This window comes from Pseudoduganella sp. jia 12 (assembly GCF_055502675.1).
On record NZ_JBUXKP010000019.1, the window covers coordinates 60,314 to 85,801 of the forward strand.

Consider the following 25,488-nt stretch of genomic DNA (forward strand, 5'->3'; position numbering starts at 1 on the left):
CCGTGACGGATCGTGCGGCCGGTCGGGTGATCGTGGGCTGGTGCATGCGGCTCCCCTGTGTTGTCGGTGAGTCATGCTAGCAGTAGTACCGCTTAAAGACCAGTGGCAAGTGGTATGCATGGTCCCGTCACGTTTCCGGCTCGCTGGACGGTGCGCCAACGCGTAAAGGCAACATCGGTCAGACGACCGGATACCGGGAGACCGCAATCATCTCGAGCACCAGTTCACTCAGTCCATCCCACACGATCTGCACGCCGAGACACAGGAGAATGAAGGCCGTAAGACGCAGAAATACCGCAGTGCCTGCCTCACCGATCAGGCGAAGGAAGTGCTCTCCATAGCGAAACGCGAGATAAAGCAATACTGCGATGACAGCCAGGGCTGTCATCGCAGCTCCCATGCGGGCCACGGACAGCACGACCTTTTCGTCATGCAGCGTGACGCCCACCGTGATGGCAACCGAGATCGAGGCGGGACCGCAGCTTATCGGAAAGGTGAGCGGATAGAAGGCCTGCTGGTAGGCATGGTCCGGCGTATAGGCCTCGGCCAGGGCGGCGCGACTATCCGGCGTGGAAGGCGTCGCGCCAAGCAGGCGCCATGCCACGGCAGCGAGGATCAACCCGCCACCGACACGCACGATGGGCAGCGAGATGCCAAAAAAATCCAGCACGTAAGACCCGATCAGCATCGAACCCGTCATCAGCCAGAACATATTGCGCGCAATGCGGCGGGCAAGCAGCGTTCGGGTCGTGGGCGACGCGCCTTCGGTCATGCTCAAGAAAATGGGAGCGGTCGCGGCAGGATTGAGAATTGGTAACATCGTCACCAGTACAAAGAGAAAGCTCCTGGCCGCCGCCAGCGTTAATTCGACTGTCATTGCACCTCGAGGAATGGACTTTGCTGCCGATCGCCTAACTGCCCGACTGCGTATTGGTGCCGCGAGGCCAGATCCGGCCCGATCCGGCTCCCCGAAGGAACACGACCATTGACACAGGCGAGTACTGCTGCCACGACGACGCTCCGATGCAGTTGACGAGTCCGCCTATAAGCAGGCCGGCTCCGTTTGTTCACTGGTGGCCCCGACTTGTCCTTTGACTTGTTCAAACAATGATCTGTTCCCCGTAGTGGCGTTCATTAGGCGCATCGCGCTTTTGGCAGAATGTAACTCAACCGGCCTATCGGCAGCACACCACAGGCTGTGCAAGTGTGCGGCCATGACCATTCCCATGCAGGGCGGAGCGATTGTCCGTTGCGAGAGGCAATCAGCTTCGGGAATTCGTCATCGAACTGGCGTGACCCGGCGCAGGCGCTGCGCCGGCTGATCAGCATTGCTCGGGCGGTCCCACGGCGATACGCCGTACGCGCTAATAAGGCGAGCGATCGAAGTGTCCGTCGTCGACGTTGACGATGTAGGCCTCGACTCCCGACCAGTCCGAAAGGTTGAATACCGCGTTGGAATCCGAAAGTTTCCTGATTTCGATCTTGTCGATCGACAGCGGGACGCCCGTCCCGCACTCGCGCGGTGGCGCCAGCGGCCGCACGAAATAGACTGCGCCCTCGTTGTCGCTCCATGGATTCCTGATCCGGCGCGCGATGAACTCGTTGCCATCCGGCGTGCTTTCGACGAGCAGCGCGGTTTGTTCACTGACGCCGATACCCCGTATCGACGTATTCTCGTCCGCAGCCTGCGGCAACACCTCGCCAACGCAGCCTGACGATGCCGCGGCACCATTGAGCCGCGCCAGGAACGCGACCAGGCGTCCCATCCTTTTGCGCCGATCGAAATGGGAGTCTGTGAGCACCCCCGCCAGCGGCGCGGGATTGAGAAAGCTCCTGCCTGCATCCCGCCGCTCCGGATCCATCGTGATACGAGGGTCGAACGGATCGGAAAGTGCCGCCGTCGAATCGATGGACCCGTGCAGGGCTGCAAAGCTGTATTCCCCCAGGATCGCCAATCCTGCGCTGGTGCCGCCAATCGGAATATTCTTGCTTAACAGTTCCATCAACGTCCGGTCCAGGCCGGTGTTTTTCCAGAAACGGATATAGCGGCTTTGGTCGCCGCCAGCGATGAAGACGACGTCGGCCTGGCGAACGATGTCGTTCACGAACTGGTTATTGGCGGCAGCCCTGCTGCGAATGACCAGTGTTTCGACCGAACTCAAGCCCAGAGCCGCCCCGCCCACCCAGTTTCGTGCTGCGGGCGAGTCCGTCTGCAGGCCCGTACCACTGTAAAAGATGTAAGGATTGTAGGCATCCCTGCCACTCGCCCGCAGCACGACAAATCGACCGCCCGAGCCCGGCCTGATACCCGCTTGCTGGATCATCCATCGGAATGCCTGGTCGACATCCGGGCCACCGCCCATGAGCACCACGCTCGACCGGGACTTGCGGTCCAGGCGTGCGACCTTCGCCATCGGCTCCCCCACTGAAAAATAGCTGTAGCCCTCTTCCTGTGCGTACAGCGGCTGCCCCCAGCCGAATAACAGCAGCAGAGCTACGGAAATGAAGGGCGCGAGATGTGATCGGTAGATGCGCTTCATGCTTCCCAGAGTGAGTACGTTGTCAGGCAGCCGTCTGTTCCCCCGCTGCGACAGATGCCTGGTTCGCCGCCGCTGCCGGCTGGAAGCCACCCGCCCCGTGCGGAAGTCAGCACTATACGCATGCCGGCATTCCTGATGCGCACGATGAATCATTGCTGACCGAGCAGTCGCTTCAACGGCGCATCCGGCCTGGCTGCGCCGGCGGGGAATCCCGGCACGGATTGAACGCTACGACGTCGAGTCACATGAAAGCAGCTCAACGCAAAACCATTGGCCGAGTCTTTTCAAACGACTAGTTGCCGCAACGTTCTACAGCCTGCCCCCTGGTGGAGAGGCAAAACCGCCCAGGGGACCGAGCGGCTTCTTTGGACCGTACAAAGTTTCGAAACCTTACGCACCGATCCTGAACTCCCCCACCAGCGCCACCAGCGTCGCCGCCTGCTGCTGCAGGCTCTCCGCGGCGGCGGCCGCTTCCTCGACCAGCGCGGCATTCTGCTGCGTCACGCCATCCATCTGGCCGACGGCCTGCGTGACCTGGCCGATGCCGGCACTCTGCTCCACGCTGGCGGCGGCGATGCCGGCGATGATGTCGGCCACGCCGCGCACGCTCGTCACCACTTCCTCCATCGTGGCGCCGGCACCCTGCACCAACGCGCTGCCGCGTTCGACCTGGGCGACAGAGTCGCCGATCAATCCCTTGATTTCCTTGGCTGCGCTGGCCGAACGCTGGGCCAGGTTGCGCACCTCGCTGGCCACCACGGCGAAGCCGCGGCCCTGTTCGCCGGCACGCGCGGCTTCCACCGCCGCGTTCAGCGCCAGGATATTGGTCTGGAACGCGATGCCGTCGATGACGGCGATGATATCGACCACCTTCGTCGACGACGCATTGATGGCGGCCATCGTCTCGACCACTTCGGCCACCACGGCGCCACCGCGTGTCGCCACGCCGGAGGCGTTGGCGGCCAGCTGGCGCGCCTGCGCGGCATTGTCCGAATTCTGCTTCACGGTGCTGGTCAGTTCTTCCATCGACGCCGCCGTTTCTTCCAGCGCGCTGGCCTGCTGTTCGGTGCGGGCCGACAGGTCGGCATTGCCCTGGCTGATTTCGCTGCTGGCGACGGCCACGCTGGCGGAACTGTCGCGCACGCGCGCCAGCACCGCTTCGATCTTGCCGGCGAAGGTATTGAAGCCATTGCCGATGACGGCCAGTTCATCGTTGCCCTTCACCGCCAGCCGCTTCGTCAGGTCGGCATTGCCGCCGGCCAGCTGCGTCATCGTGCGGGCCAGTTCGCGCAGCGGCCGGGTCAGGCGGCCCAGCACGAAGAGCATCACCGCGGCCGCGACGGCGGCGCACAGCAAGGAGGCGATCGCCGTGTACATCATCAGCTTGTGCGCCGGCGCGGTGGCCACGCTTTTCGGAAACGCCAGCCGTACGGCCCACGGCGCCACGCCGCCCGAGATGCGCAGCGGCTGCACCAGGTTGACGATGCCGTCGGCTTCGTATTCGTACGGCTGGCCGGCGCGCACGGCCGCCAGCGCGGCTGCAGGCACGTCGTCGGCCTTCTTGCCGTTGCGCGCCGCGTCCGGGTGGCTGGCGTACAGGCCTTCGTTCGACACCAGCGCCAGCCTGCCCTCTTCCACCGTCTTCATGCCGGCCAGGATATCGCCCAGCTTCGTCAGCAGGAAGTCGGTGCTGACCACGCCCTTGACCTGGCCCGCCACGACGACAGGCGCCATCAGCGACACCATCAGCACATCCTTGCCGGCGACGGGATAGGTGGTCGGTTCCGTGAGATAGCGCTTGCCGGTCTTCTTCGGCACGTCGTACCAGTCGTTGGCACCGGGCTTGTCGCTGAACGTGGTCGGTTCGATGTGGATACCGCCGTCGGCCTGGCGCGTGAAATACGGCATGTAGCGGCCGGTCGCGTCGAAGCGCGGCTTCTGGCCCGCGAATTCGGCATCGCGGCCATCGAGCGCGTTCGGTTCCATCGTCACGGAAACGCCCATCAGGTCGTCGGAACCGCGCAGCACGGCCATCGATGCGGCATCCACCTGTTCGCGCGCCAGGCCGCGCTCCGCCGCCAGCGCAGCGCTGACCGTATTGGCCAGCGTGGTCGCCGAGGCGTAATTCGACTCGATGCGGCCCGACAGCGTGGCGGCTGCCGATTCCACGGAAACGCGCGCGAGGCGCATGGCCGCGTCCACCGCGCTGTCGCGGTTGTGCAAGCCGGTGATCGTTGCCACCAGCGCCAGGCTCACGACCACGAGCGTGGTCACGGCGATGCCGATGCGGGCGTTCAGGGAAAGGTTGCGAAGTAAGGTCATGCTGCTCTCCATCGATTGCTGAATCCGAATGTGCGTCCGAATGTGCGTCCGAATGTGCGTCAGAACGTGCGGCTTACGCCCACGATGGCCGTTGCCTTTGCCACGTTCGCGTAGCACAAGTTCCCGGCGCGGTCCGGTATGCCCGTCGTGTAGGTCTTGTAGGCGCCCGTGCGGCCCCAGGCGCGCGTGACCGCGACGGAGGCGCTCCAGCCGCCGCCCAGGTCCTTCGTCACGCCGGCCTTGGCGTCGCGCCAGTTCCAGATGTCGTTGCCCGCGCCGGCGACGCGGCCGTCGCCCGCGTGCAGGTTCAGCGTCCAGCCGTTGCCGAGATCGGGGTTGGCGCCCACGTCGAGGTAGCCCGTGCCGCGCGAATCGGGAATGCCGAAGAACATGGCGCTGACGGTGCGATAGTACTTTGCATAGGCGGCGCGCCACGTGAGGCCCAGCGCCAGTTCGGCATAGTCGAACCGGTCGCCGGTCGCGCTCATCCGGGCACCCGGATAGGCGTAGTAATACGCCATCACGCTGTAGCCGATGGCGCCGGTGCTGCCGCTGTAGCCGCCATACAGGTCCCATTCCACGCGCCCGTCTTCCATGTAGCGGTCGCTGACCGTCGACGCCCACGTGCCGGCGGACCAGCCGTCCGGCCGCACATAGTCGACGCCGCCCTGCACCGCGGGTTTGCCCCAGCTCTGGCGGATGCCGCGCGAGACATATTGCGAGACGACGCCGGTCGTCGCGGTCCATTGCGCCGCCTGCGGTGCGGTGTCGGTGCCGTTGTCGGAAGCATGCGCGCCCGTGAACATGGCAAGGCAAAGCACGGGCAGGAGCGCACGGCTCCACTGTTGGGCTTGATTCATATGACTGTCGAGTGAGGTAGTGGCGGACATGCCGGTAAAAAGAACCGGACGGCGGTGCTCAGGGGCGGGATTTGTATCCACTGGGCAATAATAACGGCGGTCAGTGCCTATCGCATTGAAACGTGCGTTTACGTCCACGGCTTTTTGGGCCCGGTGCGTCGGCGATACAACAAAGCACTGCGGAACCGCTCACCCGGTTGATCGGGCCAACCCTTCTTCGGACGGGCACGGTCGGCTACACTCGGCCGTTACATCCTGCGGAGACCCCATGAAACGACGCGTCATCACGACATCACTCTTGCCGGCAATCCTGCTGGCTGCACTGGCACTGCCGGCCGGTGCCGCCGAACCACGGCAGCTGGCGATGCCCGACATGCCGCTGCACGATCCGTATATCGTGGCCGACAAGGCCAGCGGCACGTATTACCTGTACACGTCGAACGTGCCGTCGGTGAGTGGCGAATGCGGCATCGGCATCATGGCTTACACGAGCCGCGACCTGAAGTCGTGGGCGACGCCGAAGGTGGTCTTCAGGCTGCCCGAAGGCACGTGGGCGAAAGGCGGCGCCTGGGCACCGGAAGTGCATGCGTGGCACGGCAAGTACTATTTGTTCACCACGCTGCACAACGAAGGCGCCACCATCGCCACGCCGTCCGCCTCGGGCTGGCCGGCCTACCGCCGCGGCACCGTGATGGCGGTGGCCGACCGCCCGGAGGGGCCGTTCACGGTGGCGAACGGCGGCGAACCGGTGGCACCGGCGGACCGGATGACCCTGGACGGCACGCTGTACGTCGACCGCGCCGGCAAGCCCTCCTATGTCTATGCCCACGAGTGGATCCAGGCGGGCGACGGCACCATCGAGGCGCTGCCGCTGACGCAGGACCTGAAGCCGGCCGGTCCGCCGAAACTGCTGTTCAAGGCGTCGAGCGCGCCCTGGTCGAACGGGCAACGCCCGGTGGCGCCGGACGGCACACCGGCAAAGACCAATGTTTACGTGACCGATGGGCCGCAGCTGTACCCGTCGAAGGATGGCAGCCTGTTGATGCTGTGGTCGAGCTATGACCGCAACGGCTACGTGCAGTCGGTGGCGCGCTCGGCATCGGGCGAGCTGGCCGGCCCCTGGGAACAGCTCGAACCGATCGTGCGGCGCGATTCGGGCCACGGCATGCTGTTCGACACGTTCGACGGCAAGCGCATGCTGGTGGTGCACCGGCCGTTCAAGAACGCGCGCGGCAAGCTGTATGAAGTGCGCGACGCCGGCGGCAGGCTCGAGATCCTGAACCAGCGCGTGGACCTCGACGGCGACCATGTGATGGCGCCTTCTCCACCGGAACGGGACCACTGCAAGCCGGCGCGGTAGCCCGCCGTCGGGAGGCCTACAGCGTCAGCGGCTTGCCGTTGACGCGCACGTTTTCCAGCCGCAGGTTGCTCGCCCCCGACGCATCCAGCGTGCCTGTCTTCAGGTCGACGTCGATATCCTTCAGCAGGATGTCGGCGATTTCCGTCTGGCCCGGGTTGGGCGCGATCTTGCCGAAGCTGCCGAAGCGGCCCTTGATGTCGACGAGGCTGATGTTGCGCACGACCGACTTCGGCGGCGGCGCGCCCTTCAGGTTGAAGTACTGGGTCCATGGGCGGAAGGCCACGATCAGGCCGCGCTCCGAGTCGAGCGTGAGGCCGCGGAAGTGGATATTCTCGTAATGCTGGGGCGTGTCGGCCCGCAACTTCAGCACGGCCACGTTGGAGACGCCCGGCCCCACCTTGCAGTTTTCCACGATGACGTCGCGCACGATGGTGGCTTCACTGCCCAGCGTCATCACGCCATGGCCCCGGCGGAACTCGCAATTGCGCACGCGGATCTGTTCCACGGGCGGGCTGTCCTTGTCGTCCATCGCGAACGGGCCCTTCGAACCCTTGGCGGCGATGCAGTCGTCCGTCACGGAGAAATAGCAGTTTTCGATCGTCACGCGCTGGCAGCTGTCCAGGTCCACGCCATCGGTGCTGGGTGCCTGCTTGTAGTCGTCCGGCACTTCGAAACGCGCACCGCGCACCGTCACGTCCTGGCAACGGTACAGGTGCAGGTTCCAGAACTGCGAATCCTTGAACGTGACGCCCTCCACGGTCACGCCGCGCGACCGTTCGATCAGCGCCAGGCGGGCGCGCGGCACGCTGATGTTGGCGAAGTTGTGCGGGTCCGGCGCGGCATTGCGCAGCTGCCAGAAGCGGTCCCAGATCGGCCGCCCCGCGCCGTCGAGCGTGCCTTCGCCGGAAATCGTCAGGCCGTCGCAGCCGTTCGCATTGAGCAGCGCGGGGTTGAAACTGGGCGCGAAATGCCCTTCGATGCGGGTGCGCTGCGCGGGGAAGTTCGACACGTCCGTCGAGCATTTCAGCACGGCGCCCTTGTCCAGGTGCAGGTTCACCTTCGGCTTGAGGAACAGCGCGCCGCTGACGAACACGCCGGCCGGCACTACCACCGTGCCGCCGCCCTGCGCGGCCACGTGGTCGATGGCCTTCTGGATCGCGGCCGTGTTGACGGTCTTGTCATCGGCCACGGCGCCAAAACCGGTGATCGCGACGCGCCGGGCATCGCCCAGCGTGGCGCAGGCCGGCAGCGCGAGGAAGGGCGTGGCCAGCAGCGACAGGGTGACGCTGCGGCGGGCGGAGGAAATAGCGGACATGCTGGCTTTCATCAGGGTCGACGGGCCATCGTAAAGCCGCCCGCGCGGGCAAGCCAGCGGCGCAGGCCATTCTCTCAGGAACTTGATTGGGCGAAAAAAATACATTCGCAGGAATATACCTGCAAAAATCTTTATAATGGTGGTCTTCCCTGTCTGGCCGCCCCCATGCATCCGCCCGCAAGCCCTCCGCACGACCTCCGTTCCGCCTTTCGACGCGAATTCGCCTCGCCACGCCTGTGGGCCACCCGCATCGTGGTCGTGGGTGCGGCCGCCGCGGCGGGGCTGGTCGTCGTCGGCTTCACCTGGCTGGCCGAAACGGCGCTGGCGCTGTTCCTCGGCATGACACGGCTGGCCTGGTGGCTGCCGCTGCTGTGGACGCCGCTGGTCTGCGGCGCCATCGTCTGGCTGACACGCCGCTACGCGCGCGGCGCTGGCGGGTCCGGCATTCCGCAAGTGGTGGCGGCGCTCGACCCCGCCCTGTCCGGCGGCCGGCGGCCGCTGCTCGTCTCGGCGCGGCTCAGCATCGCCAAGATCGGGCTGACGGCGGGCGGGCTGCTGGGTGGGCTGTCGCTGGGCCGCGAGGGGCCATCCGTGCAGATCGCTGCCGGCATCATGCTGACGGCGCGCCGCTGGCTGCCGCGCCACAGCGGCGTGTCCGCCCATTCGCTGCTGGTGGCCGGCGGCGCCGCCGGCATCGCGGCCGCGTTCAACACGCCGCTGGGCGGCGTGATGTTCGCGATCGAAGAACTGTCGCGCACCCCGGAACAGCGCAACAGCGGCCTGATCGTGGCCGGCATCGTACTGGCCGGCCTGATCGCCGTCTCGGCCTACGGCAACGGCGCGCATTTCGGCGTGATCCACCCCGGCCCGATCGGCCTGCCGCTGCTGTGGCCGGGCCTGCTGGTGGCGCTGGCCACCGGGCTGGCGGGCGGCCTGTTCGCGCGCCTGCTGCTGGCCAGCCTGCGCGGCACGTCGCCGGACCTGCCGAGCCGCTGGCGCGCCTGCTATCCGGTGCGCTTCGCCGTCGGCTGCGGCTTCCTCGTTGCCGTGATCGGCACGCTGAGCGCCGGCGCCACCTGGGGCAGCGGCAACGACGCCACCCGTGCCCTGCTCGAGCAAGGCGGCGGCGTGCCGGGCGCGTTCGCGATATTCAAGTTCGTCGCCACATGGCTGACGGCGTGGTCGGGCGTCCCGGCCGGCATCTTCGCGCCGTCGCTGTCGATCGGCGCGGCCATGGGCAGCGACATCGCCCAGCTGACCGGCTGCGCACAGGGCGCGGCACTGATCGCGCTGGGCATGGTGGGATTCCTCGCCGCCGCCACGCAGGCGCCGCTGACCGCCTTCATCATCGTGATGGAAATGGTGGACGGCCACGGCATGGTGCTCAGCCTGATGGCCTGCGCCGTCGTTGCCAGCACCGTGTCGCGGGTACTGAGTCCGCCGCTGTATGGCGCCCTCGCCGCCCTGCAGTTGCCGCCACGGCCTGATCGGCAGCCGGTTCCGGCCGGCGATCAGGCGGCTCCATCCCCCTGACGGCGGCCTGCGCGGCCGGCGGTGCGGGCCGCCGATACCGATTCGGGCATCCCGGCGCCGGCAAAAGTGATTGGCGCGCGGGGCGGGGGTGGTGGCACACTCCCCGCACCAGAACAATATCTTCGAGACATGCCCTACCGCTCCCTGCCCTTACTTGCCGCCCTGGTCTTCTCCACCGCGGGCGCCGCCCCGGTGTTCGACAACCCCCTGGTGACCCAGCGCGCCGATCCCCACGTGACCCTGCAGCCCGATGGTTATTACTACCTGACCGCCACGGTGCCCGAATACGACCGCATCGAGGTGCGCCGCGCGCGCGACCTGAACGGGATCGGCAAGGGCGAGAGCAAGGTCGTCTGGCGCAAGCATGCTGCCGGGGAGATGGCGGCCAGCATCTGGGCGCCCGAGATGCACCGCATCGACGGCAAGTGGTACATCTATTTCACCGCCGGGCGCTCCGATGCGCCGATGGACATCCGCCTGTACGTGCTCGAAAACGACGCCGCCAACCCGCTCGAGGGCACGTGGCGGGAGCGCGGCCAGCTCAAGACAGGCTGGGAAGTGTTCGCGCTCGACGCCACCACGTTCGCCCTGGACGGCCGGCGCTACCTGCTGTGGACACAGCGCCCGCCCGCGTCGGACAAGCACATGACGGCCGTGTATATCGCGGAAATGGCGTCGCCGCTGTCGATCAAGGGCCCGGCAACCTTGCTGACCACGCCCGAACATCCGTGGGAAAAGGTGAAGTTCGACGTCAACGAGGCGCCCGCCGTGCTGGTGAAGAACGGCCGCGTGTTCGTCACCTACTCGGCCAGCGCCACGGATGCGAACTATGCGCTGGGCATGCTCACGGCCGATGCCGGGGCGAACCTGCTCGATGCGAAGTCGTGGACGAAGTCGCCGAAGCCCGTCTTCGCGAGCAGCAAGGCCACCGGCCAGTACGGCCCGGGGCACAACTCGTTTACCACCACGCCCGATGGCAAGACCGACATCCTCGTGTACCACGCGCGCGGCTACGAGCATATCCCGGGGGATTCGCTGAACGATCCGAACCGCCATACCCGCGCGCAGGCGATCGCGTGGCGCGCGGACGGCACGCCGGACTTCGGCGAACCGGTGGCGGACAAGGCGGCGGACAAGGTGGCGGGCAAGGTAGCGGACACGCGGTAGCCATGCACGGCGGCGCGGCTCAGGCGGCCAGCCTCAGGTCGTCGTCGCGGCCGTTCGGGCCGGGGCCGACCAGCAGGTCGCACGCGCCCTGCGCCGCAAGCCTCTCGCTGAGGCTCCCCGGCGCGAACCGGCGGCGGGGCCGGGCCCGCTCCTTGCCGATGACAACGAGATCGGCGCCCCAGCGCCGCGCATGGTGAACGATGCCGCCATGCGGCGTTCCGTGGTGCACGACGCGCGAGCGCGATTGCACGCCCGGGAAGAACAGGTCGACGTAATCGCCCAGCCGGATGCGCGCGCTTTCCAGGCCCTCTTCGCGATACGTGCGGATCGCCTGTTCCGGCAGCGCGAGTTCCCGCATCAGCCCTTCGTCCCGCAGGCGCCACGCATGCAGGAATACGAAGCTGGCCCTGGGCGCCATGCGCAGCGCCGCCCTGGCGGCGGCCAGCGAAGCCCGTGAGAAATCCAGCGCGACGACGACTTTCCGGTACATGTCCCGCGGCTCCGCATTGACCAGCAATACCGGGCTGCGGCACAGGCGCGCCACGTCCGCGCTCCTCGGCGGCCGCATCCACCTGGTGACCGCCGGTCCGGTACCGCCGGCCAGCACCACGAGGTCGGCGCCCACGTCTTCCGCCGCGGCCGCGACGATGCTTGCGGCGCTCGCATCGCGAACCGTCCAGGCCTGCGGCAGCGCGCAGATCGCCGCCGCGTCGTCGAGGCCATGCCGCTGTCCGCCGATCATCGCGGACAATGTCCCATCGTCCACCCGCAGCTGGCTGAACGCGGTACGGGGGCCGAGGCCCGCGCCTGCCCGCCTGGTGGCGATGACGTCGAGCTCGCTCACGCCGACCTGCCGCGCCAGCAACATGGCGCGCAACTCGGCACGCCCGACTTCGGGCTGGTCGATCGCCAGAAGTATCCTGCTCATCCGATCCACATAGGCCTCCGTCAGTAACGTGTATCGCCGCCCGGCCGGGCCGCCGCGCGCGCTGTCAGGCCGCACTGTTGAGCCGCGCTGTCAGGCCGCGCTGGCAGGCCGCGCTGTTAAGTCGATTCCCGGCAGCGCTCCAGCACCACGGCCAGCTGCCTGTGGGCGAGTTCGAGACCCGTCCGCATCGCTTCCACATCGTGCGTGTCGATCGCAAGCGCGGTTTCCAGCGCATCACGGAACGGCAGGATGTCCCGGGCCAGTCCGGTGATGGCATAGAGGTGCTCGTGATGGCGGTCTTCCTGCGCGCGGCGGCGCGCGTACATCATGTCGGTGACCGCGGCGGTCAGGCGCTCGTCGAGCGCGCGCATCTGCTCCTGCAGCGCGGCGAGGCGGTGCGCATCGCCGTGCGGATCCAGGTACTCTTCAGCTTGCATTGTTGTTCCTCCTTCGTGGGCGCCGGCATGCCGGCGCATCAGCGTTCCATTCCGGCGCGGCGCCCCCGTTCCACCGGGCGCTCCACGGCTGCCCATGCCGGCCGTATGCCTGCCGCCACGGCAAGCCGGTCCGCGTCCCAGCCTTTGCCGAGCAGGATCATGCGGGTCCCCAGTTGCTCGCGCACCTGCGCGAAAGCGTGCGGCGGCAGGTAGCCGAGCTTCCGGTCGCGCAGGCTTGCATAAGCCAGCGGATGCTCCCGCGCGAGGGCCTGCCACAGCGCGTGTGCCCCGGCCGACTGGCGCGCGCCGCTGATCAGGCAATTGCCCGCCCCCAGCCACCACCGGTAGACCGCCGTGGCGATGCCGCGGCGCTGCCAGGCAGGCGCGTACCTGGAGTGCGGCGCCCGCAGGTAGCGGTCGGCGCGCCGGTCGACTTCGACCAGGCGGTTGAACACGGTGTAGCCGGCCAGCCGGCCACTGGCCGCATCGATCGCATAGACATAGTGCTCGCCATCGGCGATGCGATGGCGGAACACGAAACCCGGCAAGCCGACCGGCAGTGTAGCCAGGCCATGCAGGCTGTCGCCCGCGCGCCCCATGCGCCGCTCGATCGCGTCCAGCTCCCGCTCGATGTCCTCCTGCCGATGGTCGACGTCGATGCGCAATTGCGCCGGCCGCAACGGCCATCCCCGCGCGGGCCACGCCAGCGCGCTCACGCGTGCACCCAGCAGCCGCTGAACAGCCGTTCCGGCCGGTGCCGGCTCGACACCCGGGCACTGCTTTCCCAGCTGTCCTGCCGCACCACCAGGCCGGCATACACGCCATAGCCGTCGCCGGCAGCGATGGCGTCGGCATGCAGGCTCTCGCCTGCCCTGATCGCACCGCCAGCAAGGATCGCACCGCCGGCCCTGATGCCCCAGCCGGCTTCCAGGTGCAGGGCGCACACGATGTCGCCGCTGCTTTCGATGCCATGGCCGGCACCGACGCCGGCGCTGCCCGTGATGGCACCGCCGGCGCGGATGCCCTTGCCGCAGCTGACGGCGGCACCGGCCACGATGTCCTGGCCGGCGATGCAGTCGCCTTCCACGGCCATGGCGCCGCCACAGGCGATATCCCAGCCGGCGCGCGCATTGCCGCGCACGCGCAGGTCGCCTGCCGCGTCGATGCCCCACAGTGCGACGAGGTCGCCACCGGCATCGAGCGGACCACCCGAGCGGATCGCGCCCCCCGCCCGGATCGCGCCGCCGCTCGACAGCGACTCGCCGGCGCGGATGCCGCCACCGGCACGCATGCCGCCGCCAGTCGCGAGCACCGTGGCCACGTCGATATTGCCGCGCACCTGGACCGATCCGGCGAACACCATCGCATCCGCGTCGATCGAATCGAGCACCAGGATGTCGGCCGTCGGTCCGAATTGCGCGAGCAGCCAGCAGGCGTCGCCCACCCGCCCCGCGGCCACGAGGGCATCGAGCAGGGGCTGGTAGTCGGCGCCCTTCGCGCAGTGTTTCAGGAACCAGCGGAAGCCATCCGCGCAGGGCTGTTTTGTCTTGAGGAAGTTCTTTGTCAGGTCCATGTCGCTCGATCCGTGTCCGCGCTCGCGCGGTCCCGCATCCGGGTCCGGATGCATGGCGCCAGTATCGGATAAAGCCGGGCTGCTGCCTATTCGGCGCCGCCCGTAAGGGAATCCCTTATCGCGGCCGGGATACGTTTCGGCGCCGAGCCATTCGGGGCAGCCGCCGGCAGCCGCGGCTGCAGTGGAGATGACGTTCCCCGCAGCCATGGCACAGGCCCGGCGGGCGGGCAGGATGCCCTGGTGCGCAGTATAATCGCCACGCTCGACATGAAATTCCGGGCGATCCACCAAGGGAACGCCTTGGCGGACATCCCCGCCCAACCGTACCAGTCCGCACGCTCCGTCGTGCCGGCATCCGCCCAGGGAAACCACATGATCCAACCGCGTGCCGCGCGAGCCGTCTGGCTCGCCGGTGCCTTCGGCATCGCCTACATCGTGCTCGACATGCTGAGCGGCCCGGAAGCGCGCTACCAGGCCATCGCGCCGGTCTGGCATCCGGCTGCGGGGCTGGCCCTGTACAGCGTTCTGCGTGGGGGCGTCCGTGCGCTGCCGCTGCTTGCCGCCACGGTCCTGGTGGCCGCCGCCATCACGCCGGCCCTGCCGGCCCTGCCGGCGCTGTCGCTGTTCATCGGCGTGCTGCCGGTGCCGATGTACATGGCGGTCGGGGCGCTGATGCGCCGCTACCTGCCAGGCAGCGCCTGTTTCGCCAGCCACCGCGGCCTGCTGCTGTGGGCCGGATTCGTCACGCTCGGCAGCCTGCTCAGCGCGGCGGTGTATGCCTTCATGCTGCTGGGGCCTGGCGCCGCCGGCAGCGCAGCCTGGTTCGACCTGCTGACACGCTTTACCATCGCCGAGACGGCCGGCATGCTCGTCATCGTGCCCGCCCTCCACTACCTGCTCGACGGCGCCTTGCGTGCCGACTGCCTCGAGCGGCTCGCCAGCTGGGAAACGGCAGCCTACACGGCCTTGATCGCGCTGGTGCTGGCGATCGGCCTGCAACGGCCCGCCCAGGAACCGCTGGTCTACTACCTGCTCATCCTGCCGCTGGCCTGGGCCGCCGCGCGCCATGGCATGGCGGGCGCCGTCACGGCGGCCATCGTGCTGGAAGCCGGCGTCACCATCGCGGCGCTGCGGCCGATCGCATACCCGGCGCAGGTGCCGAACGTGCAGATGCTGGTGCTGACGCTGACGCTGTCCGGTTTCCTGATCGGTATCGCCGTCGACGTGGCGCGCCAGGCCAGCGATGAACTGCGGCAGTCGCTGCGGCTGGCCGCGGCCGGCGAAATGGCGGGGGCACTGGCCCACGAACTGAACCAGCCGCTGACGGCCCTGTCGGTGTATGGCAGCGCATGCGAGCGGCTGATGGCGCGCGGCGACAGCGAAGCGCTGCTGCAGAAGACCATCCGCTCGATGGTGGCCGAATCGGAGCGCGCGTCGAATGTGCTCAGGCGCCTGCGCGATTTCTTCCGCACCGGGACCACGGCGCTGGAACCGATCGCGCTGGCCGACCTGGTCGATGGTGCCGCGGCGTCGTTCGCCGGCCAGGCCGGCGAACAGGGCATCGCCCTCGAAGTGGGTGCCCTGCCCCGGGCAATGCTCCTGGCCGACCGGGTGCAGCTGGAAATCGTGTTGCGCAACCTGCTGTCGAATGCGATCCAGGCGCTCGCCCAGGTACCCGACGAAGCCGGACGCCGCATCGCCATCGATGCCGGCCTCGATGGCCCGTCGGTGTGGATCAGGATCGCCGACAATGGTCCGGGCATCGCCGACAAGATCCGCTCGCGCCTGTTCGAGCCGTTCATTTCATTGAAATCCAGTGGCCTGGGACTGGGGCTGGCGATCAGCCGGTCGATCGTGGAAACCCACGGCGGCACGCTGACGGTGGAACCGGGTCCCCACGCCGTATTGAAGATCACATTGCCGGCGCACACGACCGGCGACGAAAGGCAAGCCGATGAGCAATGAACTGACGGTCTACATCATCGATGACGACGCCGCAGTGCGCGACGCGCTCGGCCTGCTCCTGAGCCTGCACGGCTACAGGACCGCGTTCTTTTCCGACGCCGCGTCCTTCCTGGGCATATGGTCGCCCGCGCTGCGCGGCTGCCTGCTGCTCGATATCCGCATGCCGGGCATGGATGGCCTGGCGCTGCAAAGGAAGCTGGTCGAGACAGGCAGCAGCCTGCCGGTGCTGATCATCACGGGCCATGGCGACGTGCACTCGGCACGCGAGGCATTCCGCATGCAGGCGGTGGATTTTCTTGAAAAGCCGCTGCAGGAAGCGCAGCTCGTGCGCGCCATCGAGGAAGCCTTTGCGCGGCAGGGGAGCATCGTGCAGGCGGATCGGGCGGCCGAGGAGTATGCGTGGCGCCACGCTTCGCTGTCGCCGCGCGAACGCGAAGTGATGGAACTGGTCGTCAATGGCCGGCACAACCGCGAAATCGCGGTCGAACTGGCCATCAGCGTGCGGACCGTGGAAGTGCACAAGGCGCGCGTGATGGCCAAGCTGGACGTTACGACAGTGGCGGACCTGGTGCGCCAGCACATGCTGCATGCGCCAGGGCCCGCCTGATCACGACACGTCGCGTACCGTGATGGTCTGCATGCCGCCGCCCGGCCGGGGCCAGACGATCCGGGCGCCGGCCTGCAACCCGAGCAGGGCACTGCCCACGGGCGCAAACACGGAAATGCGGTCCATCCTGTCGCCCACCTCGTCGGGATAGACAAGGGTCAGCCGCAGGTCGCCGGCGGCCGCGTCGAGCGAGAACCGCACGGTGGAATGCATCGCCACCACGTCGTGCGGCATGTCGCGCGGATCGAGGAGCTCGGCCCGGTCGAGTTCCTCGGAGAGGGGCCGCAGCCGGTTCGACTCGCCGGGCGGCAAGTCGTCGAGCAAGGCCGTGAGGCGGTCGAAGTCGGTCGTCGACACGAAAATACCCGGTTGCGCAGCGCTCATCGCAAGCCTCCCTGGGTGGCGGCGGTTACCGGCGCGGCTGCCGCGTATTCCGCGAAGGCCAGGTGGGAGGCCGCCAGGGCGGCGAGCGCCGCGAACATCGACGCGACGACGCGGCGGCGCCATGCCATGCGGCGTGCCAGCAGGCGGCGTACCAGCTGGCGCCTGCCGCGACCGGGTTTGCGGGAGTCCGGTGCATGGATGCCCGGTACCGACTCGTTGAGATGCATGATTTGCTCGTCCATGACGACTACTCCTTGCTCGACTGTGGAAAGACCGCGCGGGCCGATCGCATCGGTGCGCGGTAACGCAACAGGTCGCCCGGCGGGTTCACCCGTTGCCGGAAATCCAGCACGGATGTACCCGCCGAGCCAGGCAAAGCCGGGCTGGGCCTCCGATCGCATCGGGCAGGCAACTCGTCGTCGTAAGCATTGGCAACATCGGGATTCCTGCGGTGAAGTGGCGAAAATGGTGTTCGATTGAATACAGCCTTGAATACAGCACAATTATGCCAAGGCGCGGGAGATGCCGAATCCGCGAGTCGCGTAAGGGGAACACTTAGCCGGTTTACGCTCTACAATCGCGCGATCAGCCATCCACCATGAGCCACCTTTGACCGAGCCAGGCACCGCCAGAAAGACCACGCGCAGGACGCCACGCCCCGAGGCACTGCTGGCGGCGGTGTGCGATATCGTGGCCGCCGGCGGCTTGCCTGCCTTGACATTGCGGCCGCTGGCACAGAAGCTGGACGTGTCCGTAACCGTACTCACGACCCATTTCGGCGACAGGGCCGGCGTGATCGCCGCCATCTGCGATGCCGCCGTTGCCAGCGATGCCGCCCTGTTCGACGGCTGGCGTGCCACGCTGGCTTCGCTGGGCGACATGGCATTTCCCTTGGCCGCCGGCCTGGCCGCCGACCTGGCGGAAGCTTTGCTGGAAGAACAGGCCACGCAACAGCGCGCGCTGTCCATGCTGTACCTGGAGATGCTGCATGCGTGCGCGTCGGACGCCTCGATCCGCACCGCGTTCGCTGGCTGGTCGCGGCTACGGCAGGCGTTCTGGGACGACTTCGGCCGCCAGGCGGGCGTGCCGGCACCCATGGTGGCAAGCGGCTGGTGGCATGGCTACGCGATCGCGGAACAGTGCTACGGCCTGGCGCTGGAGGGCAGCCTGCCTTACCGGATGCTGCGCCGGCTTTGCCTGCAACGCCTGTTTGCCGGCGTGGCCGCGCCCCGGCCGGATGCGGCGGATGCCGTGCTGTTCGACAGCATGGGCGAGCGCATGCGCCACGCCGGCGAACCTGTGACGGACGGGCCGGAGCGCGCGCCGCCATGGTTGGCGCTGGCAGCGCGTGCCTGCGGCATGCGGCTTGCCGCCGAAGGCGTCGGCGGCCTCACGCACCGGGTCATCGCGGCGGACGTCGGCATCGCGCACACCACGCTGAGCTACCGCTTCCCCACGCAGCATCACCTGGTACTGGCCGGGCTGGAGTCGATCACCGCGCACATCCTCGGCGCGGTCGATGCGGAAAACCTGGATGGCGTGCAGCGCCTGCGCAGCGCAGGCGATGGCAAGAAGCTCGACCTGGCGCGAGCGAATTGCGCCGTGGCGCTGGCCGCCACGCGCATGCCCGGGCTGGTGCCGCACGTGGCGCACATGCGCAGCCGCCGCGGCATCAACCTCGTCAAGGTCTTCAAGAAGCATATGCCCGATGCGCACGGCATCGACGCCCTCGGCGCACAGGTGATCTCCCTGGGATTGACCGGTTTGATCAACAGCCTGCCGCCCGGCGATGCATGCGACCGGGCGGTGGGCGACGCATTCGCCGCCGCCGCCCGTTGGCTGCAGGCCGGTCGTTAGCGCTACTGCGCGTAGGCCCACAGGTCGAGCGGCTTCGCGCCGCCATTGCCCAGCAGGCGGAAGGCCGCCGGCGCATAGTCGGCATCGGCGACGAGATACCCGTCGATCGCGGCCGGCAGGTCGCCGCAGGCCGACGTCGCCAGCGTGAGCTTCAGGGTGTTCGGCAGCGTGGACGGCGCCAGCTTGCCCGAGAGCTTGCACGTCGACGTGCCGGGCACGATATCGCCGCCCGTGCCGACCGAGAACGCGGCGGTGGCGCCGGAACCCAGGCGCACCTCGTAGCGCCCGGCGAGCGACGCGACACCCGGTGTGCCGGCCACGATGGCGTTGCTGCCCGACAGGTCCACCGTCGTGTCGCCCGTGGCGGCGGGCGTGGCGCGCCAGGCGCCATTGCCGTCGCGCTGATAGAGGGCCGCAGCCTGCTGGACGCTGTCGTTCAGCACGAGCAGCCGGCTGCCGTCCGTGCCGGCGTAGTACTTGCCTTCGACGGGGCTGGCGGCGTCGCCCGTGCTGACCGCGTAGGCGCCCGTGCCAAGTTCGGTCACCCTGGTCTGTGGGGCCCCGTCGTCATCGCTGCTGCCGCAGGCGGCGAGCAGCAATGACAATGACAGCGCGGCGGCGGCGCAGCGGAAAGCCGGTTTCATGGCGCGGCTCACTGGAACATCTCGCGCAGGCGCAGGCGCAGCCACTGCTGCGCGGCGGGGCGCTGCTCGTAGCCGACCTGCATGGCGGTAACGGCCACCTTCGTCTTGTAGACCAGCGCCTCGTCCTCGGCCTGGTCCGCGGTCGCGGTGCCCGGTGCGGCGCCCGACAGGCCCCACGGCGCGGCGCTGGAAAATTTCAGCCGGTACGTGTCGTAGGTTCCCTGGCGGGCGAATGCCCAGCCGGTGTTCGCCACGGGTGCATCGGGAAAGTTCACGTTCAGGGCAACGCCGTTGGGCAGCAATGCGCCGCTGCCGGCTTTGGCCTGCAGCGCCGCGACCAGCTTCACGGCCAGTTGGGCAACGACGCGCGACACCGGATTCGCCAAGCCCGTGTTGTCCGCCGTGTTGCTGCCGGCACTGAGCGCGATCGCCGGCAGGCCGCGGCCCGCCGCGAACTGGGCATTGCCGATGGTGCCCGAATTGATCACGAGCTTGCCCACGTTCTGGCCTTCGTTCGGGCCGGACAGCACCAGGTCGGGCGCCTTGCCCCAGCGCGCCGGCGCCAGCACGTCGAGCCCGTACATCAGTGCCATCACGGGCGTGCCGTGCACATAGTGGTAGTCGCCGCCCGTGAACCCGCTCTTCGTGAACGGCCCCACCGCCGGTGCGCCCAGCGGCGCGGCGCCGTTGTGGCAGCCGCCTTCCGCCTCGACCTGCGTCTTGTCGTTGTCGGGCACGATCGTGGTGGTGCTGTACATCACGATGGCGGAACTGCGCCCGCTCTGGCCCGTGCACGGTACCGACACGATGACCGAATGGCCGGCGGCACGCAGTTCATCGTACAGTGCCTTCACGTTGCTGGTCAGCCCGTCATCGTTCGCGACGACGATGTTCAGGGCAAGGGCGTGGCTGGCGCACAGGGCCAGCCCGGCGGCGGAGATCAACCGGAGTGTCATGGATTCCTCTTGAATGCTGCTGTGTTGTGGAGCAGCGATACTAGCGGGCATTCATGACAACATTATGACGCCTGTACGAATCTGTCTTATGGAAAATTAAGCCGCCGATGCATCTAGCTCATTCGAATAAAACACTTGTACGATTTCATCGCCGAGCACCGGGGGTAATCGCCGGGCGCTCGGGGATCCAGTAGAACACCAGGTCGCGCGGTTCGCCGAAACGGTCCAGCGTGACCCGGCGCCGCTGTTCCACGCCCTTGAACGTCGCGGCCAGTGCATACGTCCCCGGCGGCAGCTTCAGCAGCACCTGCGGTCCGATGCCCGTCAGCGTGACGACCCGCCCCTGCCGCACGTCGTCGATCGTGAGCGCCACGTTGGCCACCATGGCGCCCGTGTCGTGCAAGGCGAACGTGAGCCGCAGGTTGTAGTTGGCGCGCATGCCCGCCAGCGCGGCGCGCTCATCCACCGTGCTGCCGCCGCTGGCATAGGGTACCGTGCCGCTGGTGCCGCTCTTCAGCGTGCCTTGCGCCATGGCGCTACCAGCGAGGGCCGCGCTTGCCAGCATGCCGCAGAGGATTTTAGAAAGATGTCCGATGGCGTTCTCCTGTCATGAAACGAGCGCGCTGGCGGAGCGCCGCTTGCGGGCAGGGCCGCCCGTTCCCGCCGCCGACCGCGCCTGCTCGGCCAGCGCAAGGAAGTTGGCGACCTTCGCGGAAGGTTCGGCATCGCGCGACGCCAGCGCCAGGTTGGTGACGACCCTGGCATCCGCGATGTCCGCATACACGACGCCTTCGGCGCGGATCTGGCTGACGGACGCCGGGACGATCGAGACACCGAATTCGGCGGACACGAGGTTGACGACCGACGACAGCTGCGGCGCCTGCTGCCCCGGTACCGGTTCGAAACCGGCCTTGCGGCACGCATTGAAGATTTCGTCGTGCAGCATGGGACTTTCCTCGCGCGGAATCAGCACGAACGATTCGGCCGCCAGCGCGGTCAGCGGAATGCGGCGGCTCTTCGCCAGCGGATGACCGGCCGGCAGCACCACTTTCATCGGCTCGCTGGCGATCTGGTACAGCGCGATGCCGGCAAACGAGTGCGTGCCGGGGCGCATCAGCGCCAGGTCGAGCCGCCCTTCTTCCAGCAGTGCCAGCAACTGCGTGGTCGTGCCTTCGGTCAGCGTGAGCGCCACCCCCGGATAGGTGGCGCGAAACGCACGGATCAGCGCGCGCACGATGGGGTGGAATGCGGCCGAGGCGGTCGAGCCCAGGTGCAGGCGGCCCGTCTCGCCACGGCCGGCACGTTGCGCGTTCGCCACGGCGCTCTGCGCATCGTTCAACAGCCGTTTCGCATCGACCATCAACGCCTTGCCGGCTTCCGTGAGCGACACGCCATGGCCGGTGCGATGGAACAGCTGCACGTCCAGCTCCCGCTCCAGTGTGAGGATCTGCTGGCTCAGCGGCGGCTGGCCGATGCCGAGCCGCTCGGCCGCACGGGTCACATTACCCTCTTCCGCCACAGCCACGAAGTAACGCAGGCGTCTTAATTCCATTGCAATTATCCAATCAACGATGTGCTTGAAAAACAAGCAGATGGCACACAGAACCGTGCCGGTATCTGGTTTTCATCTGGATTCCAAACGTTTCATATATTGGACAGCATAACAGCATTTCACGATAATCCACGGCTTGCAACCTGCGTTGATCATGGGCATGGTCACGCGCGGGATCTATAACCAGGTGAGAGGTCTCCAATGGCTGTACAAGAAACCCAAAGAAAACCGCGGAGAGAATACCGCAACATCCACGTCGGTGAACTAGGCAATTACCGCATGCCGTTGTCGGCCATCGTGTCGATCCTGCACCGCATCAGCGGCATGCTGCTGTTCGTGCTGCTGCCGTTCATCCTGTACCTGCTGCAGGAAAGCATCCGTTCCGAGATCTCCTTCGCGCACTTCCAGGGCATCGCCCAGCATCCGTTCACGAAGCTGGTCATCCTGGCCATGGTGTGGGGCTACATGCACCACTTCTGCGCCGGCATCCGCCACCTGGTGATGGATACCCACGTGGGCCTGGACAAGGATTCCGCCCGCAAGACGTCGGTCGCCGTGCTGGCCATCAGCCTGGTCGTGACGTTCCTGGTCGCCCTGAAACTGTTCGGAGTGTTCTGAGATGAAAAACAATATCGGACCGAAGCGCCTCGTCGTCGGCGCCCACTACGGCCTGGGCGAGTTCCTCGCGCAGCGCGCCACCGCCATCGTGATGGTGGTATACACCGTCGTGCTGCTGGGCGCTTTCCTGACCGGCAATAACTTCTCCTACGAGGGCTGGGCCGGCCTGTTCGCCCAGACATGGTTCAAGCTGTTCACCCTGGCCACGCTGATCGGCCTGTTCTACCACGCCTGGGTCGGCGTCGTGTCCGTCTACCAGGACTACATCAAGAACGTGGGCGTTCGCTTCCTCATTCAAACCGCGTCGGCCATGTGGCTGATCGCGTGCGCCGTGTGGTCGGTGCAGATCCTCTGGAGTGTGTAAATCGTGGCAGCAATCAAATCTTCCATCCCGGTACGCCGCTTCGACGCGGTGATCGTCGGCGCCGGCGGTTCCGGCATGCGCGCCTCCCTGCAACTGGCAGAAGCCGGCCTGAACGTGGCCGTGCTGTCGAAAGTCTTCCCCACCCGTTCGCACACGGTGGCCGCACAGGGCGGCATCGGTGCTTCGCTGGGCAACATGGCCGAGGACAACTGGTTCTGGCACATGTTCGACACCGTCAAGGGCGGCGACTACCTGGGCGACCAGGACGCGATCGAATTCATGTGCCGCGAAGCCCCGAAGGTCGTGTATGAACTCGAACACTTCGGCATGCCGTTCGACCGCAACCCCGACGGCACGATCTACCAGCGCCCGTTCGGCGGCCATACCGCGAACTTCGGCGAGAAGGCCGTGCAGCGCGCCTGCGCCGCGGCCGACCGTACCGGCCACGCGCTGCTGCACACGCTTTATCAACGCAATGTCCGCGCGCGCACCCACTTCTTCGTCGAATGGATGGCGCTGGACCTGATCCGCGATAGCGAAGGCGACGTGATCGGCGTGGTCGCGCTGGAAATGGAAACGGGCGACGTGATGATCCTGCAGGCGAAGACGACGATCTTCGCCACCGGTGGTGCCGGCCGTATCTTCGCCGCATCGACCAACGCGTTCATCAACACCGGCGACGGCATGGGCATGGCGGCACGCGCCGGCCTGCCGCTGCAGGACATGGAGTTCTGGCAGTTCCACCCGACCGGCGTGGCCGGCGCGGGCGTCCTGATCACCGAAGGCGTGCGCGGCGAAGGCGGCATCCTGATCAACTCGCAGGGCGAGCGTTTCATGGAGCGCTATGCGCCGACCTTGAAGGACCTGGCGCCGCGCGACTTCGTGTCGCGCTCGATGGACCAGGAAATCAAGGAAGGCCGCGGCGTGGGCCCGAACAAGGACCACGTGCTGCTCGACCTGCGCCACATCGGCAAGGAGACGATCGAGAAGCGCCTGCCGTCGATCCTGGAAATCGGCCACAAGTTCGCCAACGTGGATGCGACGAAGGAACCGATCCCGGTCGTGCCGACGATCCACTACCAGATGGGCGGCATCCCGACCAATATCCATGGCCAGGTCGTGGCACCGTCGGCCGACGGCTCGCAGAAGATCGTGGGCGGCCTGTACGCGATCGGCGAATGCGCCTGCGTGTCGGTGCACGGCGCGAACCGCCTGGGCACGAACTCGCTGCTCGACCTGGTGGTGTTCGGCCGCGCGGCCGGCAACCATGTCGTCGCCTCGAACCTGAAGGCGAAGGAACACAAGGATCTGCCGAAGGACGCATCGGACTTCGCGATGGACCGCCTGAACCGCCTGGAAACCTCGACCGGTTCCGAAAAGGTGCAGGGCGTGGCCAACGACATCCGCGCCACGATGCAGAAATACTGCGGCGTGTTCCGTACCGACGAGCTGCTGAAAGCGGGCTTCGACGAGATCATGAAGCTCGACGAGCGCCGCAAGCACGTGTCGTTCAAGGACAAGTCGAAGGTGTTCAATACCGCCCGCGTCGAAGCGCTGGAGCTGGACAACCTGATCGAGACGGCCAAGGCCACGATCACCTCCGCGGTGGCCCGCAAGGAATCGCGCGGCGCGCACGCGCACAGCGATTTCCCGAACCGCGACGACGAAAACTGGATGAAGCACACGCTGTGGTTCTCCGAAGGCTGCCGCCTGGAGTACAAGCCGGTCGTCACCAAGCCGCTGACGGTGGAAACCTTCAAGCCCAAAGCACGCACTTTCTAAGGTAGCAAAACATGGCACGTACTCTCAAATTCAAGATCTACCGCTACGATCCGGACAAGGATGCCAAGCCCTACATGCAGGACCTGACGGTCGAGCTGAAGGACACCGACAAGATGCTGCTGGACGCGCTGCAGCGCATCAAGTCCGACGTGGACGATTCGCTGGCGCTGCGCCGCTCGTGCCGCGAAGGCGTGTGCGGGTCGGACGCGATGAACGTCAACGGCAAGAACCGCCTGGCGTGCACGACGAACCTGAACGAACTGTCCGAACCGATCATCCTGCGCCCGTTGCCGGGCCTGCCGGTGATCCGCGACCTGATCGTGGACATGACGCAGTTCTTCAAGCAGTATGAGTCGATCAAGCCGTTCCTGATCAACGAGTCGATCCCGCCCGAGAAGGAACGCCTGCAGACGCCGGCCGAGCGCGAGGAACTGGACGGCCTGTACGAATGCATCCTGTGCGCGTGCTGCTCCACGTCGTGCCCGTCGTTCTGGTGGAATCCGGACAAGTTCGTGGGCCCGGCGGGCCTGCTGCAGGCCTACCGCTTCATCGCCGACTCGCGCGACGAAGCCACCGGCCAGCGCCTGGACAACCTGGAAGACCCGTACCGCCTGTTCCGCTGCCACTCGATCATGAACTGCGTGGACGTCTGTCCGAAGGGCCTGAACCCGAACAAGGCCATCGGCAAGATCAAGGAACTGATGGTCCGCCGCGCGATCTGATC

25 protein-coding genes are annotated in these 25,488 nt (G+C 67.0%); 10 read left to right on the forward strand and 15 right to left on the reverse strand.

Annotated elements, in window-relative coordinates; translation table 11 throughout:
* Window positions 1-178: 178 nt before the first annotated feature.
* The 4 genes from ACY65G_RS28975 to ACY65G_RS28990 all read right to left on the reverse strand — a co-directional run bounded on the left by ACY65G_RS28975 (window position 179) and on the right by ACY65G_RS28990 (window position 5,722).
* Window positions 179-877 (reverse strand): MarC family protein, encoded by a 699-nt coding sequence (locus ACY65G_RS28975; RefSeq protein WP_465000748.1) that lies wholly within the window; start codon window positions 875-877, stop codon window positions 179-181.
* Between the two features lie 487 nt (window positions 878-1,364).
* Window positions 1,365-2,540 carry a cyanophycinase gene (locus ACY65G_RS28980; RefSeq protein ID WP_465000749.1) on the reverse strand — a complete coding sequence of 392 codons (1,176 nt, stop codon included), beginning with the start codon at window positions 2,538-2,540 and terminating at the stop codon, window positions 1,365-1,367.
* A 390-nt stretch (window positions 2,541-2,930) separates the two neighbouring features.
* Window positions 2,931-4,862: a methyl-accepting chemotaxis protein gene (locus ACY65G_RS28985; RefSeq protein ID WP_465000750.1), complete on the reverse strand. Its 1,932-nt coding sequence runs from the start codon at window positions 4,860-4,862 to the stop codon at window positions 2,931-2,933.
* A gap of 59 nt (window positions 4,863-4,921) precedes the next feature.
* On the reverse strand, window positions 4,922-5,722 hold the full coding sequence (locus ACY65G_RS28990; protein ID WP_465000751.1) for a TorF family putative porin: 801 nt from the start codon (window positions 5,720-5,722) through the stop codon (window positions 4,922-4,924).
* A 268-nt stretch (window positions 5,723-5,990) separates the two neighbouring features.
* Between ACY65G_RS28990 and ACY65G_RS28995 the strand changes: the two genes are divergently transcribed.
* Complete coding sequence (locus ACY65G_RS28995; RefSeq protein WP_465000752.1) at window positions 5,991-7,082, forward strand: glycoside hydrolase family 43 protein; 1,092 nt, start codon at window positions 5,991-5,993, stop codon at window positions 7,080-7,082.
* Between the two features lie 16 nt (window positions 7,083-7,098).
* Here ACY65G_RS28995 and ACY65G_RS29000 read toward each other — a convergent pair whose 3' ends face one another.
* Window positions 7,099-8,397 (reverse strand): glycoside hydrolase family 28 protein, encoded by a 1,299-nt coding sequence (locus tag ACY65G_RS29000; RefSeq protein WP_465000753.1) that lies wholly within the window; start codon window positions 8,395-8,397, stop codon window positions 7,099-7,101.
* A gap of 165 nt (window positions 8,398-8,562) precedes the next feature.
* Here ACY65G_RS29000 and ACY65G_RS29005 point away from each other — a divergent pair, with 165 nt between their 5' ends.
* Both ACY65G_RS29005 and ACY65G_RS29010 read left to right on the forward strand, forming a co-directional pair.
* Window positions 8,563-9,930, forward strand: coding sequence for a chloride channel protein (locus ACY65G_RS29005; protein ID WP_465000754.1), 1,368 nt, complete (start codon window positions 8,563-8,565; stop codon window positions 9,928-9,930).
* A gap of 129 nt (window positions 9,931-10,059) precedes the next feature.
* Window positions 10,060-11,097, forward strand: coding sequence for a glycoside hydrolase family 43 protein (locus tag ACY65G_RS29010; protein ID WP_465000755.1), 1,038 nt, complete (start codon window positions 10,060-10,062; stop codon window positions 11,095-11,097).
* Window positions 11,098-11,116: 19 nt separating this feature from the next.
* On the opposite strand, the gene ACY65G_RS29015 is transcribed toward ACY65G_RS29010, so the two are convergent.
* The 4 genes from ACY65G_RS29015 to ACY65G_RS29030 form a co-directional block, all read right to left on the reverse strand.
* The gene (locus ACY65G_RS29015) at window positions 11,117-12,025 is read right to left on the reverse strand and encodes a universal stress protein (protein WP_465000756.1); all 909 of its coding nucleotides are present in this window, start codon (window positions 12,023-12,025) and stop codon (window positions 11,117-11,119) included.
* A gap of 116 nt (window positions 12,026-12,141) precedes the next feature.
* Window positions 12,142-12,462: a nucleotide exchange factor GrpE gene (gene grpE, locus ACY65G_RS29020; protein WP_465000757.1), complete on the reverse strand. Its 321-nt coding sequence runs from the start codon at window positions 12,460-12,462 to the stop codon at window positions 12,142-12,144.
* Window positions 12,463-12,500: 38 nt separating this feature from the next.
* Window positions 12,501-13,178, reverse strand: coding sequence for an N-acetyltransferase (locus ACY65G_RS29025; protein WP_465000758.1), 678 nt, complete (start codon window positions 13,176-13,178; stop codon window positions 12,501-12,503).
* The gene (locus ACY65G_RS29030; RefSeq protein WP_465000759.1) at window positions 13,175-14,035 is read right to left on the reverse strand and encodes a hypothetical protein; all 861 of its coding nucleotides are present in this window, start codon (window positions 14,033-14,035) and stop codon (window positions 13,175-13,177) included. Before ACY65G_RS29030 ends, ACY65G_RS29025 begins: the two co-directional genes overlap by 4 nt.
* 372 nt (window positions 14,036-14,407) lie before the next feature.
* On the opposite strand from ACY65G_RS29030, the gene ACY65G_RS29035 reads away from it, so the two are divergent.
* A complete protein-coding gene (locus ACY65G_RS29035) occupies window positions 14,408-16,000 on the forward strand; it encodes an ATP-binding protein (protein ID WP_465000760.1) in 1,593 nt (530 codons plus the stop codon).
* The gene (locus ACY65G_RS29040; protein ID WP_465000761.1) at window positions 15,990-16,607 is read left to right on the forward strand and encodes a response regulator transcription factor; all 618 of its coding nucleotides are present in this window, start codon (window positions 15,990-15,992) and stop codon (window positions 16,605-16,607) included. The genes ACY65G_RS29035 and ACY65G_RS29040 overlap by 11 nt, the downstream gene beginning before the upstream one ends.
* Here the strand turns inward: ACY65G_RS29040 and rnk are convergent, their stop codons facing one another.
* Window positions 16,608-16,991 (reverse strand): nucleoside diphosphate kinase regulator, encoded by a 384-nt coding sequence (gene rnk / locus ACY65G_RS29045; RefSeq protein ID WP_465000762.1) that lies wholly within the window; start codon window positions 16,989-16,991, stop codon window positions 16,608-16,610. It lies immediately after the preceding gene.
* Window positions 16,988-17,218 carry a hypothetical protein gene (locus ACY65G_RS29050; RefSeq protein WP_465000763.1) on the reverse strand — a complete coding sequence of 77 codons (231 nt, stop codon included), beginning with the start codon at window positions 17,216-17,218 and terminating at the stop codon, window positions 16,988-16,990. The genes rnk and ACY65G_RS29050 overlap by 4 nt, the downstream gene beginning before the upstream one ends.
* Before the next feature lie 382 nt (window positions 17,219-17,600).
* On the opposite strand from ACY65G_RS29050, the gene ACY65G_RS29055 reads away from it, so the two are divergent.
* Entirely contained in the window at window positions 17,601-18,848 is a 1,248-nt protein-coding gene (locus ACY65G_RS29055) for a TetR/AcrR family transcriptional regulator (RefSeq protein ID WP_465000764.1), read from the forward strand.
* A gap of 2 nt (window positions 18,849-18,850) precedes the next feature.
* On the opposite strand, the gene ACY65G_RS29060 is transcribed toward ACY65G_RS29055, so the two are convergent.
* The 4 genes from ACY65G_RS29060 to ACY65G_RS29075 all read right to left on the reverse strand — a co-directional run bounded on the left by ACY65G_RS29060 (window position 18,851) and on the right by ACY65G_RS29075 (window position 22,000).
* Window positions 18,851-19,492 carry a hypothetical protein gene (locus ACY65G_RS29060; protein ID WP_465000765.1) on the reverse strand — a complete coding sequence of 214 codons (642 nt, stop codon included), beginning with the start codon at window positions 19,490-19,492 and terminating at the stop codon, window positions 18,851-18,853.
* 8 nt (window positions 19,493-19,500) lie between these two features.
* Window positions 19,501-20,448 (reverse strand): 5'/3'-nucleotidase SurE, encoded by a 948-nt coding sequence (locus tag ACY65G_RS29065; protein ID WP_465000766.1) that lies wholly within the window; start codon window positions 20,446-20,448, stop codon window positions 19,501-19,503.
* 145 nt (window positions 20,449-20,593) lie between these two features.
* On the reverse strand, window positions 20,594-20,980 hold the full coding sequence (locus ACY65G_RS29070; protein WP_465000767.1) for a carboxypeptidase regulatory-like domain-containing protein: 387 nt from the start codon (window positions 20,978-20,980) through the stop codon (window positions 20,594-20,596).
* Between the two features lie 75 nt (window positions 20,981-21,055).
* Window positions 21,056-22,000 carry a LysR family transcriptional regulator gene (locus tag ACY65G_RS29075; protein WP_465000768.1) on the reverse strand — a complete coding sequence of 315 codons (945 nt, stop codon included), beginning with the start codon at window positions 21,998-22,000 and terminating at the stop codon, window positions 21,056-21,058.
* 201 nt (window positions 22,001-22,201) lie between these two features.
* Here ACY65G_RS29075 and sdhC point away from each other — a divergent pair, with 201 nt between their 5' ends.
* The 4 genes from sdhC to ACY65G_RS29095 are packed head-to-tail and all read left to right on the forward strand — an operon-like array spanning window position 22,202 to window position 25,486.
* Complete coding sequence (sdhC, locus tag ACY65G_RS29080) at window positions 22,202-22,618, forward strand: succinate dehydrogenase, cytochrome b556 subunit (RefSeq protein WP_465000769.1); 417 nt, start codon at window positions 22,202-22,204, stop codon at window positions 22,616-22,618.
* Between the two features lies 1 nt (window position 22,619).
* Window positions 22,620-22,982, forward strand: coding sequence for a succinate dehydrogenase, hydrophobic membrane anchor protein (sdhD, locus tag ACY65G_RS29085; protein WP_130188206.1), 363 nt, complete (start codon window positions 22,620-22,622; stop codon window positions 22,980-22,982).
* Window positions 22,983-22,985: 3 nt separating this feature from the next.
* Window positions 22,986-24,764, forward strand: coding sequence for a succinate dehydrogenase flavoprotein subunit (gene sdhA / locus ACY65G_RS29090; protein ID WP_464995883.1), 1,779 nt, complete (start codon window positions 22,986-22,988; stop codon window positions 24,762-24,764).
* Window positions 24,765-24,775: 11 nt separating this feature from the next.
* Entirely contained in the window at window positions 24,776-25,486 is a 711-nt protein-coding gene (locus ACY65G_RS29095; protein WP_464995882.1) for a succinate dehydrogenase iron-sulfur subunit, read from the forward strand.
* Window positions 25,487-25,488 lie beyond the last annotated feature (2 nt).